Here is an 18,504-nt window from a genome sequence, read left to right on the forward strand (position 1 = left end):
AACTCTTGATACGAGCCCGAGCCCATGGATGTTTTGCCTTCCTCCGCCTCGCACTTGGCCCAAATTTACCTGCTCGGTACCTACCGACTGCTGGTGAAAGGACAATGCCGCGCACAAATCATTAACTACGATAAAGCGCGTATTTTATTGTCCATGTTGGCCTTGGCCCAGGGCAAGCCGATTAGTCGCAGCCGTCTGGCTGAAACGATCTGGCATGAAGACCCCATCAGTGTGGGCCGCGCTCGTTTACGCCACGCGCTGCACGCCTTGCGCCGCGCCTTTGAGGGGTGTGATCAGGCCCTGCACATTACCAATGACACCCTGGCCCTGGACCCCAGCCACACCCAGGTGGATGTGCTCAGCCTGTTGCAACACCCCAGTCAGCCATCGCTTAACGATCTGGAGCGCCTGAACCTGTATCAAGGCCCCTTGCTAGGGCAGGTAAAACTGCACCATGGCGAGCAGTTACAGGACTGGTTGCAGGATACACAGCAAAACATTCGTCAAACTCTGTCGCAATGCCGTGACCGTTACATACAGTCTGGCCTGAGCACACTGCCTACGCCGCAAGCAATCAGTTACCTTAAACGCTGGCTCCTGATCTGGCCAGAAGAAGAAAAACTGCATCAAGAGCTGATTCGGCTGCTGAAACAGGAAGGCCAGCATGAAGCTGCCCTGCACGCCTACGAGCAGTGCTCGGTCTTGCTGGCCGACCGCCTGGGTTGCGAACCCAGTGCCCAGACACGCAGTCTGGTGGATTTGCCGGCACGCTCGATCAGCCCTGCCAAATCCTTACCCACGATGGTCTCCCTGCGCCTGCGCCCCTTGGCCGCGGTCGGCTTTTGCCTGCGCTTTGAGCCCGGTCACCGGCATGCTCGTGAGCGCGGCGGCCATCTGCTGGAACAATGTCGCCAGACCTTGCAAATCTTGATTGAACAGCATGGCGGCTGGCCCTGTGAGGCCGGTCCCAATCAGTTGATTGCCTACTTTGGCTATCCCGAGTTGCTGGAGTCGCCCGTTGCGCAAGCAGCCGCATTGGCACGGGTTGCGGCAACCTTGCGCATGGATGAAAACGTCAAGCTGAGCATCGCCCTCCACGCCGATCTGGCCATGGACGATCAAAGTGCTTACCCCGATCCCTGGGGCCAATTGGCACAAGTGGTACTGCCCTTGAGCTGGGAAGCCAGCCCCGGCACACCACGTATCAGCGTGCAGGCCGCTCTGCGTCTGGACACCAAGGATGTGCAAGGCCCGCTGGGCCGCCAGAGCGAAGCGCTGTGGCTTAATCTGAGCCCTTCCGACGCAGACCCTACGCGTTTAACCAGCCGCGTCTATGGCCGCTCGCAAGAGTTCGACCATCTGGTGCAAGCCTGGTCGCATATCGGTCCCAACCGTGCCTTGCATCACATTGCCATTCACGGTCGGGCTCATATCGGCAAGAGTCTGCTGGTGCAGTCTCTGGCGGACTATGTGCAGAAAACCGCCCACCACTGCATTGTGCTCAATTGTCGTGAAGACAAGCGTCGTGTGGCCTGGCATCCGATTCGTCTCTGGCTGCACGAGCAGATTGCCGATTACCTCACCGCGCAAAACGGCAAGCAGCGCGATCCCTTCTCCGTGCAAACCTTGCAAGAGGCACTGGAAATCAGCCCCAAACAGGCTCAGTCCCTGCATCAATGGCTAAATAGCGGCCCGGACGAGCAAGACCTGAACGAGCCTTCCACGGCTCATATGGATTTATTGTTCAATTTGCTCAGCGGCCCAGGCAATTCGCCACGCCGTCGCTTGCTGATAATTGAAAACGTGCAATGGGCCGACCCGCCTACCCAGCGCCTGATCCGCTTGCTGGCGCACACGGCACCGCGTCACCCCACCTTGCTGCTGACGACCAGCCGCAAACCCGGTCATGGACTGGAACGTGCCGAGCACCTGAGCCTGCGTACACTGGATCGCTCCAGCATCAACAGCCTGCTAAGCGGCCAACGGGGGCAAAGGCTGGCGCGCGATAAACGCAGCCGCCTGGTCCGCTTAAGCGCAGGCAATCCGGGCCATGCCAACGAGCTGCTGCGCTGCCATGAGCTCAATAGTGAATGCAGCGATGCCTTGTGCCTGACTGACCTGGTCTGCACCCAGTACCACAGCCTCCTGCCCGCAACACGCCACATCCTGACCAGCATCGCCTTGCAGGCACAGCCTATTTCCATCGACGAGCTGGCTCTGATGCTGCGCCTGGAAAACACCGCCTTGAGCAGTGGACTGGACACGCTGGCAACGCTGGATCTGATCGATGTGCATGACAAGCATGTCTCCTGTCTGCCGCTGGTCTCCCAAGCGCTGGAACGTGTAGCGATGCAGGAAGAACTGCGTCAGGCCCACTACGCCATCGCCCAGCACGGCATACGCCGCCGTCACGCGCCCGAGTACATTGCCCTGCATCTGTGCGAAGCGGAAAGTCCGGAAGCCGCCTTCTGGTGGCAGCGTGCGGCCCGCGAAGCGCTGGCACAGGACGACCTGCGCCAGGCCAGCCAATACCTGCAGCGCTCCTTGAACCGCAGCGAATTGATTGAAGATTTGCAGGTTCGCCAAACCCTGCAATTTGAATGTCGCATGTTGCAAGGCGCGATTGAGTCCTCGTTGTACGGCCCCGCCTCCGCCTCTACAGCCATGGCCTACGAGCTGGGCCATGAGCTGCATGACGAGCATGACTCGGATCAGGTCATGATCAGCTTGTGGACAGCCTGGACAGCCTTTCAAGCCCAGGGCAATTTCGAGCAAGCCCTGCAAAAAGCGCGCCAGTTACTGGCTCTGGCCAATGAAACCAGCCACGATCAGAACCGCAGCTGGGCCTTGTACGCCATTGGCCAGCACGAGCTGTGGAAAGGGAATGTCACCAATGCCATCCAGACGCTGAACCTGAGCCTGGCCGTCTTTGATGACCTGAAGGAGCAGAACGGTCGTCAGGCCATTGCCGAGCACTTTCCTCAGTCCATTACCTTTGGAACCCTGAGCGTCGCCCTGGCCTTGAAAGGCAATATGGATGCCGCTCAGCAACATGTCCATCTGGCCTTGCAATCCTTGCGTGCGGATACCGCTTTTTCACTGCGCGCCATTACGCACTTGTTCGTCATGCAGGCCTACTACCTGATGGAACAGCTGGAAGACTGTCAGCAAGTGGCCGAGCTGTCCTTGCAAGAGCTGCAAAAATCGCATAACCCCGAGCCCTGGTCTGCACTTAGTCGCTCGTACCTGCACTATTGCCAAGTGATGTTGCAAGGCCGAGAAACCAGTCTGCAGTCCCTGCTCGATTGCGTACAGATCGCACAGTACGGTCTACCCATCAGCACAGATGGCCTGATGAGCCGCATTGCTCGCGCCATGATACGTCTGGGTCGCAGCAATGAAGCCATGCCCTGGCTGGACAAGGCTGCCGCTCAAGGTCTGCGCTATGACACCAATAGTCTGGGCACCGAACTGCACTGTGTGCGCGGGGACGCCTGGATGGCGCTGGGCGAGAACGCGCAAGCCTTGCAGGAGTGGAATCTGGCCGAGCAACACATGGAAAAACATGGCTTGCATCGCTACGCAGACTGGATTCAGACACGCCGACAGGCCGTGCAAAAGCTCAAGGTCTAGTCAATAAAACCAGTAACGACAAGAAAATGCCCCCAAGGATCAAGCTGACTCCTTGGGGGCATTTCAGATCCGCTACCGATAATTGAATCGGCTTAAAGCAGCCACTCGATCGGCAGGATAGACAAGACGCCTACCCCGGCTCGACGCCAGATACTGGCATTCGGCTCGGAGGTGAAAAAGCGCTGGGTGCCGTCTTCGTTCAACTGAATCCACACCAGATCACCCTTTTCATCCAGTTCTACACGATAACTGCGGTAAGGCAGGACGTCCTCAAAACTCTTGGACAGGGCTTGCGCCATTTCGGGGCTCTCGATAATAAAGCCCAGCTCCGTATTCAAATTGACCGAACGCGGATCGAAATTAAAAGAGCCCACAAACAGGCGCTTGCCGTCTACCGCAAAGGTCTTGGCATGCAGGGCCGAACCCGAGCTACCAAAAGGCCCGGAGCCGTGACGCGTAGGCTTGTCCATGGTGGGCCGCAGCTCCAGTAACTGCACCCCGGCTTCCAACAAGGCTTTACGTCGTTTCGCATAGCCTGCATGTACGGCCGTCACGTCCGTTGCAGCCAGGGAATTGGTCAGGATACGGACCTTCATGCCAGGCCGCTTCATCATGTCCTCAAAGGCCCGTACACCTGCAGCGGTAGGCACAAAGTACGAGGACACCAGGTCCACCTGGCTGGTGGGCTTGCCCAGCACATGGTCCATTTGCCAGACCATCAATTGCTCCGGGTTGACCGGGCCCAAGGCCTTGGCCGGATCATCACTGATCATGGTGGTCCGCGCCCACTGGAAATCCAGCTCACCACGCACCAAATGGCTGACCAGGTCCGACTCACGCAGCACCTGCTGGTAATCCTTGGCGCGTGGTTGCGCTTCGGCTTCCTGCAACTTGGCCTGAAACTTCATCAGAGCTTCCGAACCACCCGTTTTGATCAGGCTGTCCACCGGATAGGCCGATTGACTGGCCCAGTAACGGTCAAAATCCTTGGAGACGTCCTGCACCACCGCGCCAATCGCCATCACATCCAGATCCGCAAACAAGACGTCCTGAGTCGCACCGAAGTACTCATCGCCTACATTGCGCCCACCAATAATGGTGACCTGGTTATCCACGGTAAAAGACTTGTTGTGCATGCGCCGGTTCAGACGGGAAAAGTCCGTCAGAAAACCCAGAGGTTTGGGCCAGCGCAGCACAAAGGGGTTGAACAGCCGTACCTCGACATTGGGGTGAGCGTTCAAAGCGGCCAAGATATCGTCCAGCCCGGTGATGCCGTTGTCATCAATCAACAAGCGCACACGCACGCCACGTTCGGCAGCCTGCAATAAGGTGCCCAGCATCAAGGTGCCGGTGGTGTCGCCCCGCCAGATGTAATACTGCACATCCAGCGTTTTTTGAGCGGCAAAGGCCAACAAGGCACGGGCAGCATAGGCATCGTGCGGATCGAACAAGGGATAAATGCCTGTCAGACCGGGATGCTCCTGGGCCATGGGGGCCACAGCCTGGCCAATCATGGTCTCCTTGGCCTGATCCAGCGGCAAAGCCTCACTTTGGCTACGTCCTTCCAGCGAAGGCAGGGCACAGCCTGTCAGGCCAGCCAGCAAGGCCCCACCCGCCATCAAGCTGCGCCAGAAAAAGGACGGCGCTTGTCCCGTAGAACGAGGAATCGTCGGCTTTTTAGCGGGGTCGATTTTCATGAAGGCATCTCTGTGGACATGGACATCGCTCAACATAGTAGCACCGCCCTCGGGACCAAGCCTGGGCATGTTTCGCAATCAATACTTGCAGCAAGTGACAGGGCGGACAACAATAAAGCATCCGCCCATTCTTTAAACTTGAAATAAAAGTAGCATGCCCCCCGCAACATCTCCTGCCTTACTGCCCCGTCACCTTGCCATTATGTTGCTGTTAATGCTGGGCAGCTCCTTCGCCGCCAACCATATCGCGGCCAAAGTGGCGCTGGACCATGGCACCGGGCTAATCATCTCGGTTATTTTTCGCTCGGCCGCGGCCACCCTGGCCTTGAGCATGCTGCTGATCTGGCGCAAGCAAGCCCTGTATGTGCCCCGTCAGTATCTGGGCTGGCAACTGATGCTGGGCGGGCTGATCACCATGCAGTGCATGCTGATTTATTCCTCCATTGCCCGTATCCCCGTCGCCTTGGCCTTGCTGGTGGCCAATATGTACCCGATTCTGCTGGCGCTACTGACCTGGATACTGGGCGGGCACAAACCCACGCGCAAAACCTCCATCATCATGGTGGCAATTCTGATCGGCCTCTTGTTGGCGCTGGACGCTCCCAGTCTGATCAAGGGCGCAACGCTGGATGGGCAGTGGGTCCTGGGCGTGGTGTGCAGCCTGCTGACCGCCCTGACCTTTGCGATTGGCCTGTGGATTACAGAAAATAAACTGGCGCCCTTGCCCGGCCTGGTACGCAGTTTCTGTACCATCAGCCAAACTTTGGTCTGCCTGATTGCACTTAGCCCTCTGGGACTGCTGCCCGGTGGCTCTTCGCTGCCCCACGACGCTATAGGCTGGATTGCCCTGTCGCTGGTCTGTGTGCTGTACACCACGGGCTTTGTGACCCTGTTTGTGCTGGCTCCCCGCCTGGACATGACACGCAATGCGCCCTTCATGAATATGGAGCCGGTGGCCTCGCTGATTCTGGGCTGGCTGATTCTGAAGCAGACCTTGAACTCCACCCAATTGCTGGGTGGCGCGGTGGTGCTGAGCGGGATTGTGGCGCTGGCCTACCAGCGCGCCCCACGCAAGTAAGTATCAGGCCCTGGACAGAAGGCGCTGCCAAACACAGGGCAGCACCTCTATCAAATCCTCCGGGATCAATCCGGGACCAAACTCCAGGGCGGCCTGTGAATGCAGCCAGACAGCCGCCCCCGCCGCTTCAAAAGCAGGCATGCCTTGGGTCAACAAGCCACAGACCAGACCCGCCAATACATCCCCGCTGCCCCCGGTGGCCAACCACGGCGGTGCGCAGGCATTGATCAAGGCCCGCCCATCGGGCGCGGCAATAACAGTATCTGCTCCCTTCAACACCAGCACGGCACCACATTGCGTAGCAGCCAGTCGTGCCGCTTCCAGACGATCAGGCGCTTCCTCAAAAACGCGGGCAAACTCGCCCGCGTGAGGAGTCAATACGCACTGCTCATGCAAGGCATCCCATAACTCCTGGGGCTGTGCTGCAAAGCTGCTGATGGCATCCGCATCCAGAACACAAGGTCGCCCCGTTGCCAGCAAAGCCAAAGTCAGGCGACGGGTTTCCTCACCCAATCCCGCACCCGGCCCCACCAGCCAGGCGCGAATGCGCTCGTCCGTGGTCAAAGTGTCATCCAAGGGGGCCACCATGATGCTGTCCAGCGCACCGGCGTACACCGACCAGACCGAGGGCGGCACAGCCATGCTGACCAGTCCGGCTCCTGCGCGTTGTGCTGCACGAGCCGCCAGACGGCTGGCTCCGGTCATCCGTTCGCCCCCGACCACCAAAGCGTGCCCACGCGTGTATTTATGGCTCTGGGCGCCCAACTGCGGCAGATGAGCCTGCCACAAGGCAGGTTCATTCAACCAGGTATTGGCCTCTTGCAAGGCCGGCGCTGGCATACCGATTTCGGCCAGCTCAAGCTTGCCGCACAAGGCACGGCCCGGATACAGCACATGGCCCGGCTTGTAGCGCACAAAGCTGACTGTCACCGTGGCAGGGGCAACCACACCGCGCACCTGCCCGCTGGCCCCATCCAGGCCCGATGGCACGTCAATGGCACATACAGGAACCTTGGAAGCCGCCAAAGCCTGAATCAAGGCGGCTGTCTCACCCTCCACATCACGATCCAGGCCTGCTCCCAGCAAACCATCCACCACCACGGAAAAACGTCGAAAGTCCGGACACTGACTTTCCCAGCGACCCTGCCATTGCGTTTGCGCCCAGGCGGCCGTACCCTGCCGTATAGACGGGTCCACCAGACTGAACACGGAAACCACCCGCCCCTGCTCGCGCAGAATCTGCGCCGCCACCAGAGCATCTCCACCGTTATTACCCGGCCCGCACAAGAACAGCACCGCTCCTTGCGGCCAGTGGCGCTGCACGGTACGCGCCACCGCACTGGCAGCGGCCTGCATCAATTGCTCGATGGATACCCCGAAAGCCGGAGCGGCTGCATCCATGCTGGCGCACTGTGCCGGACTGTACAGGGCCTGTTTTCCGGGCGCGGCACTCAGGGGCAAAAAACCATATTGGGACACAAAGGGCATGGCAGGCTCACAAAGGCAGAAATCAAAACGTCCCTACGCTGCACGGGCTGGTCACCCGCTGGCGGCCTGCTGAAAACAGAAGGCGTCAGGTCCTGGGCGGCCCGGAGACAAAAAAAGAACGGGTCGCCGCCCGTTCTCTTATCTTAGTGCGAAAAGTCTGAATGCAGAACTGTCGCAACAGCCACCACCTAGGCCGACGGCTGTTCTTGTCTATCCTTGACAGAGCCGACGGACAGCTCACGCGGTACCTCCACCCCGTTCTTGATCGCAATGATCTCGGCCATGATGCTGACGGCAATCTCTGCCGGGGTCTTGCTGCCTATATACAAACCAATCGGACCTTTGAGCTTGTCGATTTCCTCGGCCGTCAGATCAAAGTGCTCGGCCAGGCGTTCGCGCCGGCTCTGGTTATTACGTCGCGAACCAATCGCCCCCACATAAAAGGCACTGCTCTTGAGCGCCTCCAGCAAGGCCATATCATCCAGCTTGGGATCGTGCGTCAGGGCCACAATGGCCGTACGCCGATCCGGCACGCAGGCAATGACCTCATCATCCGGCATGCCCTTAACTACACGCGCACCCGCTACGCTCCAGCCTTGAATATGCTCGCTGCGCGGATCGCAGACCGTCACATCAAAGCCGTTGAACAAGGCAATGGTCGCCACGTACTCGGACAGTTGCCCACCACCGATCAGCAAGAGCCGGTAGGACGGGCCAAAAGTCACCGACAGGCTGTCCTGACTTAAATGCAAGGCAGCCGGAACGCGGGTGGCACTGCCCCAGGCACGGCCAGTTTGCAGATCCACATGACGTTGCACCAGATGGCGCTGCTCCAACAAGCTCAGCAATTCCGACAGGGCTTGCGGGCAGGGATTGAACTCCACCAGCAAACGGATCGTTCCACCACAAGGCAGGCCAAAGCGATGCGCCTCATCCGCGCTGACGCCATACGTCAGCATCTGAGGACAGCCATCGCCATGCAGGCGCCTATCCGCCCCTGCGGGGTCGTGATAGGCACGGATCAGGTCGTCCTCGATACAACCACCCGAGACCGACCCGACCACCGCCCCACCTTTTTCCAGAGCCATGATGGATCCCTCTGGACGGGGGGACGAGCCCCAGGTCTGCACAACCGTAACCAAAATGGCATCACGTCCTTGTGCGCGCCACTCGTGCAACTGGCGCAATACCCTGACATCCAGGCTCTCCATATGTGTCTCCAGTCTTTCCTGTGTTTATTTGAATACCGGCATACCGCCACCCTCGCCCGAATCATCAAACGGATTCAGGTCGGCACCGTACTCGTCCTGCATGTCGATCGTGACTGTATTGGGATCAACTTGGGCGCCCGTTCCCTTGTAATGCGTCACCATGCCAGGGAACAACAGCACCACAGCAATCATCACGATCTGGATACAAATAAACGGTACGGAGCCCCAGTAAATGTCGCCTGTGGCCACACCCGGAATCTTTTTCTTGGTCACTTTATCGATGTAATCATCCTTGGGCGCCACCGAGCGTAAATAAAATAGTGAGAAGCCAAATGGTGGATGCATAAAGGATGTTTGCATATTAACGGCTAAGAGCACGCCAAACCAGATTAAATCGATGCCCATCTTGTCGGCCACCGGCCCCAGCAAAGGCACGATGATGAACGCCAGCTCGAAGAAATCCAGGAAAAAGGCCAGTACAAACACCAGCACACTGACCAGAATCAGGAAGCCATATTCGCCGCCAGGCAGGTCAATCAGCAGGTGCTCCACCCACAAGTCACCATCCACGCCACGGAAAGTCAGCGAGAAGATGGTGGAACCGATCAGAATGAACATCACGAAGCAGGACAGCTTGGCCGTGGTATCCATGGCTTGCTTGAGTAGATCGGTGCTCAAACGACGACGGCTGACCGCCATCAGAATGGCACCGACTGCGCCCATCGCACCGCCTTCCGTGGGGGTGGCAATACCCAGGAAAATCGTGCCCAGCACCAGAAAGATCAGGCCCAGGGGCGGGATCATCACAAACACCACGCGTTCTGCCAGCACCGACAGCAAGCCCAGCTTCAGCCATTTGTTGATCAGGGCCAACACGAACGCCACACCACCAACCAGCAAGATGCAGATAATGACTTTCTCATCTACGGGGCCGTTGGGGTCAACCCAAAATTCGTCCAAGATATAACCGGCCACCAGCGAGATCAGCAGCAGCACACACAAGGAGCGCGCACCCGAACGGCCATTGGCCTCCGAATAAGTGCGATGTTCGGCAGGAATCGGTGGCACATCCTTGGGACGCAGCACGGCCAGAATCAGGATGTAAAGCAGATAAGCGCCTGTCAGCACCAGACCAGGCACCATGGCACCGCGGTACATATCGCCTACCGAACGGCCCAACTGGTCAGCCAGCACAATCAGCACCAGCGACGGCGGAATAATCTGCGACAAGGTGCCTGAAGCGGCAATCACGCCCGTGGCCAGTCTGCGGCTATAACCGTAGCGCAACATGATGGGCAAGGAGATCAGGCCCATGGAGATCACCGAGGCTGACACCACACCTGTGGTTGCAGCCAGCATGGCACCCACAAACACCACGGCAATGGCCAGACCACCAGGCATGGAACCAAACAGCTGACCAATCGTATCGAGCAGGTCTTCTGCCATGCCGGAGCGTTCCAGAATCAGCCCCATGAAGGTAAAGAAGGGAATGGCCAGCAAAGTATCGTTGGCCATGATGCCAAACACACGCAGCGGCAGCGCCTGGAACAGGGACCAGTTGAACAGGCCCATTTCCACACCGATCAGACCGAACACCATACCGTTGGCGGCCAGCGCAAAGGCAACCGGAAAGCCCAGCAGCAAGAAAACAATCAGTGACGCAAACATCACTGGCGCCATATTGGCGACAAATAAATCCATCATGATCTGGTTCAGCCTTTGTGTTGATGCGCTAACTTGGCCTCGGCTTGCCGAGCAATTTCTTCAGCCAGCAGCTCTTCGGGCGATTTTTCCTGCAACTTCTTGTTGGGGTTGGGGCAGGCACCGCGCAAGAAACCAATGCACTTGATCAGGTGCGAGATCCCCTGCAAGGAAATCAGGGCAAAGCCGATGGGAATAATCAATTTGGCGGGCCAGCGAATCAGGCCGCCGGAATTAGAGGACACTTCCTGAGTCAGATAGGAGTCCATGAACACCGGCCAGGACAAGGCCATGATGGCAATACAGGCCGGCAGCATGAACAGCACCACACACGCGGCTTCGATCACAATCTGCTTGCGCTCGGACAGGCGCGAGGCCAGCACGTCCACACGCACGTGCTCATTGCGCAAGAAGGTATAGCCGCCCGTCAGCAGGAACAAGGCGCCAAACAAATACCACTGCACCTCCAGCCAGGCATTGGAGCTGGAGTCAAAGAACTTGCGCGCGATGGCGTTATAAGAGCTGATCACGACAACCAGCAAAACCACCCACATGACCACCCGGCCACATAGCTGATTCAGGCTGTCGATCGCCCTGGATAGTTTGAGTAAAGATTGCATCAATCCCCCAGATTTTCTGCGTTGAAGTTAGTTGGAATCTAATGAGACCGAAAACGGGTGGCGCGCTTTTCGACTGCATCCAGCAGGAAGTACAGCGCCAGCCCCATGACGGCCAGAATGAACAGGGCGGAGAACACCCGCACCGTGTCGAACACCCCTTGGGCGCTCATGATCACAAAGCCCAGGCCACGCTGGGAGGACACGAACTCGCCCACAATAGCCCCTACCAAAGCCAGGGACAGAGCCACTTTCAGGCCCGCCATGATCGATGGCAGCGCAGAGGGCAGGCGCACTTTGAAAAACAGGGCAACCGGCCCGCCTTTCAAAACCCGGCCCAGGTCCAGAATGTCGGGCGAGACCGAGCGCAAGCCTTGCACCGTATCCACAATCACGGCAAAGACGGCGATCAGAAAAGCAATGGCCACCTTGGGCTCGTAGCCGGTACCCATCCAGACCACGAACAGCGGTGCCAAAGCCACTTTGGGAATGCTGTTGAAACCCACAATCAGGGGATAGCAAAAACGCTCGAAGAGCGGTGAACCCACGAGGGCGACGGCAATCAGCACGCCGCCTACGGCGGCCAATACAAATCCAGCCAGCGTGATGCCGAGCGTGTATAACGCTTGACCCATGTACCAACCCAGTTCGCCATACAAATCCTCCAGAATCAGCGAGGGGCGCGGCAAAATCACTTCCCGCACCTGACCCAGCCAACAAATTAATTCCCATGCCAACAGCACCACGACGGTAGAGACCACGCCCGCCAACCAGCTGGGCATGGAACGCAAGGCTTTATTCATGGCTGTCTCCTGCACCATCGGCAATACCGAACAATTGACGGATATGAGCGACATGCCGGCCGAACTCCGGGGTCTCGCGCAAGGACAGCGGGCGCGGACGAGGAAAGTCGATCTTGATCTGCTCCAGAATGCGGCCTGGACGAGACGAGAACACCAGCACGGTATCGCCCAGGAAAACGGCTTCGGCAATGCCGTGCGTCACAAACAAGGTGGTGTTGCCCGTTTTCATCCAGATGCGCTGCAATTCGGCGTTCATGTTGTCGCGCGTCAGTGCATCCAGCGCACCGAAAGGCTCATCCATCAGCAGCAGGCGCGGATCATCCACCAAAGCACGGCAAATGGAGGCCCGCTGGCGCATGCCTCCAGACAACTGACGTGGATAGCTGTCGGCAAACTGAGACAGGCCGGTCAAGGCCAGCAATTGATCCACCTTGTCCAGATAATCGGCCGTGCGCTTGCCGGCAAACTCCAAAGGCAAAAGAATGTTGTCGCGTATGCTGCGCCACTCCAGCAAGGCATCGCGCTGGAACACCATGCCCACCTGGTCGGGCGGGCCGCTGACGGGTTGCTGGTCTACCGTCAGGGAGCCACTGCTGATGTTTTCCAGCCCGGCCACGCAACGCAGGAAGGTGCTTTTCCCGCAGCCGCTGGGGCCCAGAATGCTGATGAACTGGCCTGGTTGAATATCGACATTGATGCCGTCCAGCGCCAGCACATCACGCGCGCCCTCAAAGCGCTTGCGCACATCTTGAGAAAGTACCCGCGCCGCCATTACTTCAGCTCCAGACTGCTCAGGGATTGCGGGGTGACCACGCCGGACTGGTAATAGTCCGTGGCCTTCTGACCGGCAGGAATCAGCTCTACCCGTTCCAGCGTGGCAACTGTCTTGTCCCAGTCCGCAGGCTGGTTCACGCCGATACTGCCTTGCTCGACAGCGGGGCCAAAGTAGGTTTTAAGAATGTTCAGCTGGTCCAGCAAAATGGCTTTGTCCAAACGCGCATTGGGGCGTTGCGCCACAATCGCATCCACCGCTTCTTGTTCGTGACCGCTGTAAATGTAGTTCCAGGATTTGGCCACCACATTGGAAAAAGTCGCCAGCTCCTGTCCCCGGCTGGCTAGCTTGGCTTCGCTGGTGAACAGACCAAAGCTGACCATATCCAGGCCATGCTGGGCGAAAGGAATGGCATTGGAGGCGCGCTGACGCGACACCGAAGCCAGTACAAATGGAATGGTGGAGATCACGGCATCGGCCCGCCCCACCGCATAGGTCGCTGCCTTGCCAGCCGCATCCACACTCAGCAGATCCACATCGCTGCGACGCAAGCCGCCCGCCGCCAGAAACGCATCGACAAAAGGCGCTTCCAGGGAACCAGCGGTATAAGCGATCTTGCGTCCCTTCAAACCCTCCGGCCCATTAATGCCCGAATCCTTGGGCACCAGCACGCCAATGTCGCTGGACGTGGCAAAGGTGGCCAGCCCTTTGACTGGCAAGCCTTTGCTGCGTGCAATCACCATGGATGCCAGCGCTGCCTGGCCCACATCAAAGCGATCACTGCCACCCACGATCTGCACCGCCGTGACAGAACCGTTGCCATCTTCCAGCCGTACATCCAGGCCAGCCTGCTTGAACCAGCCCTTTTCCACGGCCAGATGAAACGGTGCATGGACGGCCCAAGGGGTCCAGTCCAGCTTTACATTCAAGGGCTCGGCTGCCGCCCCCCAGGTGCTCAACAAGAAGGTGGCCCCGATTGCGAGGCGCACACGTCCCCCCAAAGCTTTACGCTCCGTCATCTCCTTACCCCCGTTTTATTTATCGTCTTGCGTCGTCTATGCGCTTATGAGCGCCGGAAAAGTCCCTTGAAGCGGTCCCACAAAATGCTGAAGAACATCTTGACCGGATTGAACTCGGCCACCACCGGCTCTTCGCCTTCGGCCAGTGGTTTTTCCAGGCGCAGGTTCACGTTCTTGCCGAACTCCGCAATCATGCGGCGCACGAAATCCTGAACCAGCCCGGAGCGCGAAAACTGCGCCAGTGGCCCCTGCAGCGAATACACCAGCTCCACTTCCACGCGGCTGCGCGCTTCGCCATCCGGATTGACCTGAAAGCTGACATCGCCACGGGCACGCGATTGGCTCAAGGAGTCCACGCCCTCACCGCGCAGCACGGCAGCACGGCGTTCGTTATCCTCTTCCAACGTGGCATTACCCTTGAAGGCAGCCGACATGGGGCCAAATTTGATGGCGATCTTGCCCTGTACCGTAGCCCCTTCCTGGGACTCGATAATCGCGCCGGGCAGACAGCCCGCCACTTTGGGCAAATCCTTCATGAAAGCCCAAACCTGATCGGCCGGGAAACGGGCATCGAAACCACCTTGAATGGCCTGACCCTTGCCCTTGTCGGCACTACCGGACGCAGTGGGCGCAGCTGCCGCCACCGGGGCGGGAGCCTGTACTTCCTCCTGTACAGCTTCAAAAGTCGTAAAGCCGTCCTGGTTCCAGTCTTGCTGCACGTTCTGCACCACGGCAGCGCGCAAGGCTTCTACCTGGGCATCGGGCTGATCGCGCAGGGCTTGCAGCACGGACAGAATGGCGGCTGTAATGCCTTGATAGCCGGTGCAGCGACAAATATTGCCGGACAACTCAATACGCACACGGGCTTCGTCTGCATCGGGCAAACGCAGCACGATGTCGCGGCTGGTCGCCAACATGCCGGGCGTACAGAAGCCGCATTGCAAGGCGTGTTTTTCCGAGAAAGCCGTACGCAGACGGCTCATGATCGGATCGTCGTCGTAGCCTTCCACGGTGGTGACTTCGTGGCCATCACAAGCACCGGCAAAAGTGATGCAGGAGCGCACTGGACGGCCATCCACCAGCACCGTACATGCGCCGCACACACCGTGTTCACAGCTCAGGTTGGTGCCGGTCAAACGGCTTTTCTCGCGGATGAAATCACCCAGATGGGTGCGCGGTTCGGCCTCGTGCTTTTGCTGACGACCGTTAACTTGAATCGAGATTTCTGCCATGTCTTAACCTTTCACACCCAGCGCTTGCTTCAGGCTGCGCTCTACTACCGTACGGAACAGCACCTGATGAGCTTCATCCCGTTGTGCCAGATACGGCTGCAAGGCCGCTGCAATCGTGTCCCCTTCCAGGACGGCGGCCCCTTGTGCAGCCACGTTCACGGCCAGCTCGGGCAAAGAGCGCGGAGCGCCTTCCATGGCTCCAATCACTACGCGCGCCGTGCGCGTGGCCGGGTCGAAATAACAGGCGCAGCTGGCATCAGCAAACTCGCCCACTTTGCGGGTGAATTTGTAGTAACCCCAACGGGCCGAACCGGACACTTCAGGTACATCCACAGACTCGATGAACTCACCGGCTTCCAGCACCGTGGTGTAGGCAGCCAGCATGAATTCGCTCATGGGAACCGTACGGCTGCCTTGGGTTCCACGCACATTGATGCGTGCGCCCAGGGCGGCACAGGTCAGTACCCAGTCTGCCGCCGGGTCAGCATGGGCCAGGCTGCCACCCAAGGTGCCGCGATTACGCACACCCCGGTAAGCAATGCGGCCTGCCACTTTCTGCATCATGTGGCCGCGCAGCAGTTCGTGAATGCCATCTTCAATCTGGGCGTGAGTCACAGCAGCGCCGATACGCACTTGCCCTTTATTGGCCGTTACCTGTCGCAGCTCGGGCACTGCCGACACATCCAGCACTCGAGCAGGGCGCACCAGACGCAGATTCAACATGGGGCCCAGGGACTGGCTGCCACCCATCAAGCGCACGGCGGAAGGGTCGCTGCCATAAGCGTCCTGGATCTGTTTCAGGCTCTGGGCCTGTTCATACTCAAACTTGGCGGCCTTCATGCCTGAACCTCCGACACGGGCTGTTTATCTTGCTGATTGGCGGGCTGTGCTGCAGCGCGAATGGCGCTTAGCAGTCGATGCGGTGTCACGGGCGTGTGCGAGACCTGTGCTCCCGTAGAGCGCAAGGCATTATTAATGGCGGACATGATGGCGGCAGGAGGTGCAATCGCTCCGCCCTCGCCCATGCCCTTGGCACCAAACTCGGTATTGGGCGATGGGCTTTCCATGTGTTCGATATGAATATTGGGCACCTCGCAGGCACCGGGCATGACGTAGTCTGCCAGGGTCGATGCCAGCGGCTGAGCAAACTCGTCGTAGGGCATTTCTTCGTACAAGGCGGTGCCGATCCCCTGGGCAATCCCGCCTATGGTCTGGCCTTCCACAATCATGGGGTTGATCATGACGCCGCAATCTTCCACCACCACGTACTTGAGCACTTCCACCCCGCCAGTCTTTGGATCGACAGCCACCACCACGGCATTGCTGGCGTAGGTGAAGCTGCCGGTATCGACTTTGGGTTTGTAGCCTACGGATAGCTCCAGACCTTGCGGGTCCACGTCCTCGGGCAAATGCTGCGGATTGATGTACCAGGCATCCGCCACTTGGGCGATGCTGATTTGACGGCCCTCGGCACTGAACATATCGCCTTGATGCTGCATGCTGTCCACATCGGCTTTCAGCATATGCGCGGCAATCTTGCGCACGCGCGGCAGCAGCTCTTTACAGGCCTTGGACACCGCACCGCCAGACATCACCAGGGAGCGCGAGGCATACGTTCCGGTAGAGAATGGCGTGCGGCCCGTATCGCCGTGCACCACTTTGATCTTGGCCACGGGAATACCCAGAATTTCGCTGGCGATCTGGGCAAACGAGGTTTCCATACCCTGGCCGTGCGAGTGCACACCCACACGCACTTCCAGCCCACCGTCCGGGGTCATGCGTACAAAAGCCTGATCAAAACCCGGAATCACCGCAGTGCCCCAACTGGCGAACACGGACGTACCGTGTGCGGACTGCTCGGTATAAGAAGCCACACCCAGACCAATCAGGCGACCATCGGGCTCACCCTTGGCCTGACGAGCCAGCACAGCCTCCACATCCACCGCAGCCAGAGCGCGGCGCAGGCTTTCTGGATAGTTGCCCGAGTCGTAGTGCTTGTTGGCCACGTTGACGTAAGGCATTTGCTCGCCTTGCACCAGGTTCATCAAGCGAATTTCCCAGGAGGGCTTGCCGACCGCCAGGGCGATCTGATCCATCATCTGTTCAATGGCCAGGCAGACACCCGTACGGGCAACGCCACGGTACGGCATGAAGCCTGGTTTGTTGGTGCCCACACCGCGCGTGCGGCAGCGGTAGCCACGAAAATCGTAAGGACCGGGCAAGTTGCCCAGGGCCTGGCCTACTTCCAAACCCACGGTAAAGGGCCAGACCGAGTAAGCGCCACCATCAATATCAATTTCAGCATCCAGCGCCAGCAGGCGGCCTTCATTGCTGATGTGTGCTTTCAGGCGGTATTGGTGTTCACGGGTATTGGCGCCAGCAATCAAGTGCTCACGGCGGTCTTCCATGAAACGAAAGGGCTTGCGGAAGGTCTTGGCCAACCAGGCCACGCACAGCTCTTCCTGATGCAGCACGCATTTATAACCAAAAGCGCCGCCCACATCGGGGGAAATCACACGAACCTGCGCCTGATCCATACCCAGGAACTGGGCAATGCCAGTGCGGTGCATATGCGGGATCTGACTGCCGCAATACACCACCAGTTGATCGGCCTGGAAATCCCAATAGGCCAGAACGGCCTTGCCTTCCATCGGCAACATGCACTGACGCGACAGGCTGACCGAGTGCTCGATCACGCGATCGGCACGGGCGGCATGCTCTTCAAAGGCCACGTCCGAGCGCAGTGTCACAAACACATTATCCTGCCAGCCTTCATGCAGCAGATCACCCTGCGCGGCCAGCGAGGCCGGCACACTGCCGTAAACCGGCAGCTCGTCGTACAGCGCTTCAATCTCCTCCAGAACGTCCTCGGCCACGGCGCGGCTTTCACCAAAGGCCATGGCAACCGGCTCGCCCACATAACGCACACTGCCCGAGGCCAGCGGCGGCATGCTGGAGGCCTGGTAACTGGGCAAAGTGGAAGCGGCGTAAATATCCAGACAGTCCGGCATATCGGCGCGGGTAATAACCTGCGCACGTGCGCTGTCTTCAATATTGATCTGACGGATTCGGGCATGCGCCATGGGGCTGCGCAGGAAGGCGACTTCCTGCAGCCCTGGCATGGTCATGTTTCCGATGAAGTTGCCCCGGCCATTGAGATGGCGCGCATCCTCCTTGCGAAGAATACGCGCACCCACTCCTTGGCCACCCAGGCTTGACGGGTGACTGTGCTGACTCATTTCACTACCTTAAG

Annotated in this window: 13 protein-coding genes; 2 read left to right on the plus strand and 11 right to left on the minus strand. The window is 58.8% G+C overall.

What is annotated here, in order from left to right; translation table 11 throughout:
- Positions 1–24 precede the first annotated feature (24 nt).
- Positions 25–3,633 (plus strand): BTAD domain-containing putative transcriptional regulator, encoded by a 3,609-nt coding sequence (locus NIZ92_RS15625; protein ID WP_035273669.1) that lies wholly within the window; start codon positions 25–27, stop codon positions 3,631–3,633.
- A 92-nt stretch (positions 3,634–3,725) separates the two neighbouring features.
- Here the strand turns inward: NIZ92_RS15625 and NIZ92_RS15630 are convergent, their stop codons facing one another.
- Positions 3,726–5,330 (minus strand): phospholipase D family protein, encoded by a 1,605-nt coding sequence (locus tag NIZ92_RS15630; protein WP_035273666.1) that lies wholly within the window; start codon positions 5,328–5,330, stop codon positions 3,726–3,728.
- Between the two features lie 154 nt (positions 5,331–5,484).
- Between NIZ92_RS15630 and NIZ92_RS15635 the strand changes: the two genes are divergently transcribed.
- The gene (locus NIZ92_RS15635; protein WP_115634376.1) at positions 5,485–6,408 is read left to right on the plus strand and encodes an EamA family transporter; all 924 of its coding nucleotides are present in this window, start codon (positions 5,485–5,487) and stop codon (positions 6,406–6,408) included.
- A 3-nt stretch (positions 6,409–6,411) separates the two neighbouring features.
- Here the strand turns inward: NIZ92_RS15635 and NIZ92_RS15640 are convergent, their stop codons facing one another.
- The 10 genes from NIZ92_RS15640 to NIZ92_RS15685 form a co-directional block, all read right to left on the minus strand.
- Positions 6,412–7,896, minus strand: a complete 1,485-nt coding sequence (locus NIZ92_RS15640) for an NAD(P)H-hydrate dehydratase (RefSeq protein ID WP_254002229.1) — start codon at positions 7,894–7,896, stop codon at positions 6,412–6,414.
- Between the two features lie 188 nt (positions 7,897–8,084).
- The gene (locus NIZ92_RS15645) at positions 8,085–9,107 is read right to left on the minus strand and encodes an XdhC family protein (RefSeq protein WP_035273662.1); all 1,023 of its coding nucleotides are present in this window, start codon (positions 9,105–9,107) and stop codon (positions 8,085–8,087) included.
- 24 nt (positions 9,108–9,131) lie between these two features.
- Complete coding sequence (locus NIZ92_RS15650) at positions 9,132–10,808, minus strand: TRAP transporter large permease subunit (protein WP_060186748.1); 1,677 nt, start codon at positions 10,806–10,808, stop codon at positions 9,132–9,134.
- Between the two features lie 11 nt (positions 10,809–10,819).
- On the minus strand, positions 10,820–11,428 hold the full coding sequence (locus tag NIZ92_RS15655; RefSeq protein WP_035273661.1) for a TRAP transporter small permease subunit: 609 nt from the start codon (positions 11,426–11,428) through the stop codon (positions 10,820–10,822).
- Between the two features lie 38 nt (positions 11,429–11,466).
- The gene (locus NIZ92_RS15660) at positions 11,467–12,228 is read right to left on the minus strand and encodes an ABC transporter permease (RefSeq protein WP_009464034.1); all 762 of its coding nucleotides are present in this window, start codon (positions 12,226–12,228) and stop codon (positions 11,467–11,469) included.
- Positions 12,221–13,000 (minus strand): ABC transporter ATP-binding protein, encoded by a 780-nt coding sequence (locus tag NIZ92_RS15665; RefSeq protein ID WP_009464036.1) that lies wholly within the window; start codon positions 12,998–13,000, stop codon positions 12,221–12,223. Before NIZ92_RS15665 ends, NIZ92_RS15660 begins: the two co-directional genes overlap by 8 nt.
- Positions 13,000–14,019 carry an ABC transporter substrate-binding protein gene (locus NIZ92_RS15670; RefSeq protein WP_009464038.1) on the minus strand — a complete coding sequence of 340 codons (1,020 nt, stop codon included), beginning with the start codon at positions 14,017–14,019 and terminating at the stop codon, positions 13,000–13,002. Before NIZ92_RS15670 ends, NIZ92_RS15665 begins: the two co-directional genes overlap by 1 nt.
- A gap of 44 nt (positions 14,020–14,063) precedes the next feature.
- Complete coding sequence (locus tag NIZ92_RS15675; protein WP_254002230.1) at positions 14,064–15,251, minus strand: 2Fe-2S iron-sulfur cluster-binding protein; 1,188 nt, start codon at positions 15,249–15,251, stop codon at positions 14,064–14,066.
- A gap of 3 nt (positions 15,252–15,254) precedes the next feature.
- The gene (locus NIZ92_RS15680) at positions 15,255–16,091 is read right to left on the minus strand and encodes a xanthine dehydrogenase family protein subunit M (RefSeq protein WP_009464042.1); all 837 of its coding nucleotides are present in this window, start codon (positions 16,089–16,091) and stop codon (positions 15,255–15,257) included.
- Positions 16,088–18,490, minus strand: a complete 2,403-nt coding sequence (locus tag NIZ92_RS15685; protein ID WP_247966461.1) for a xanthine dehydrogenase family protein molybdopterin-binding subunit — start codon at positions 18,488–18,490, stop codon at positions 16,088–16,090. The genes NIZ92_RS15680 and NIZ92_RS15685 overlap by 4 nt, the downstream gene beginning before the upstream one ends.
- Between the last annotated feature and the right edge of the window lie 14 nt (positions 18,491–18,504).

The sequence above is a fragment of the Alcaligenes sp. 1735tsa3 genome (genome assembly GCF_024134565.1).
Lineage (GTDB): Bacteria > Pseudomonadota > Gammaproteobacteria > Burkholderiales > Burkholderiaceae_B > Alcaligenes > Alcaligenes phenolicus.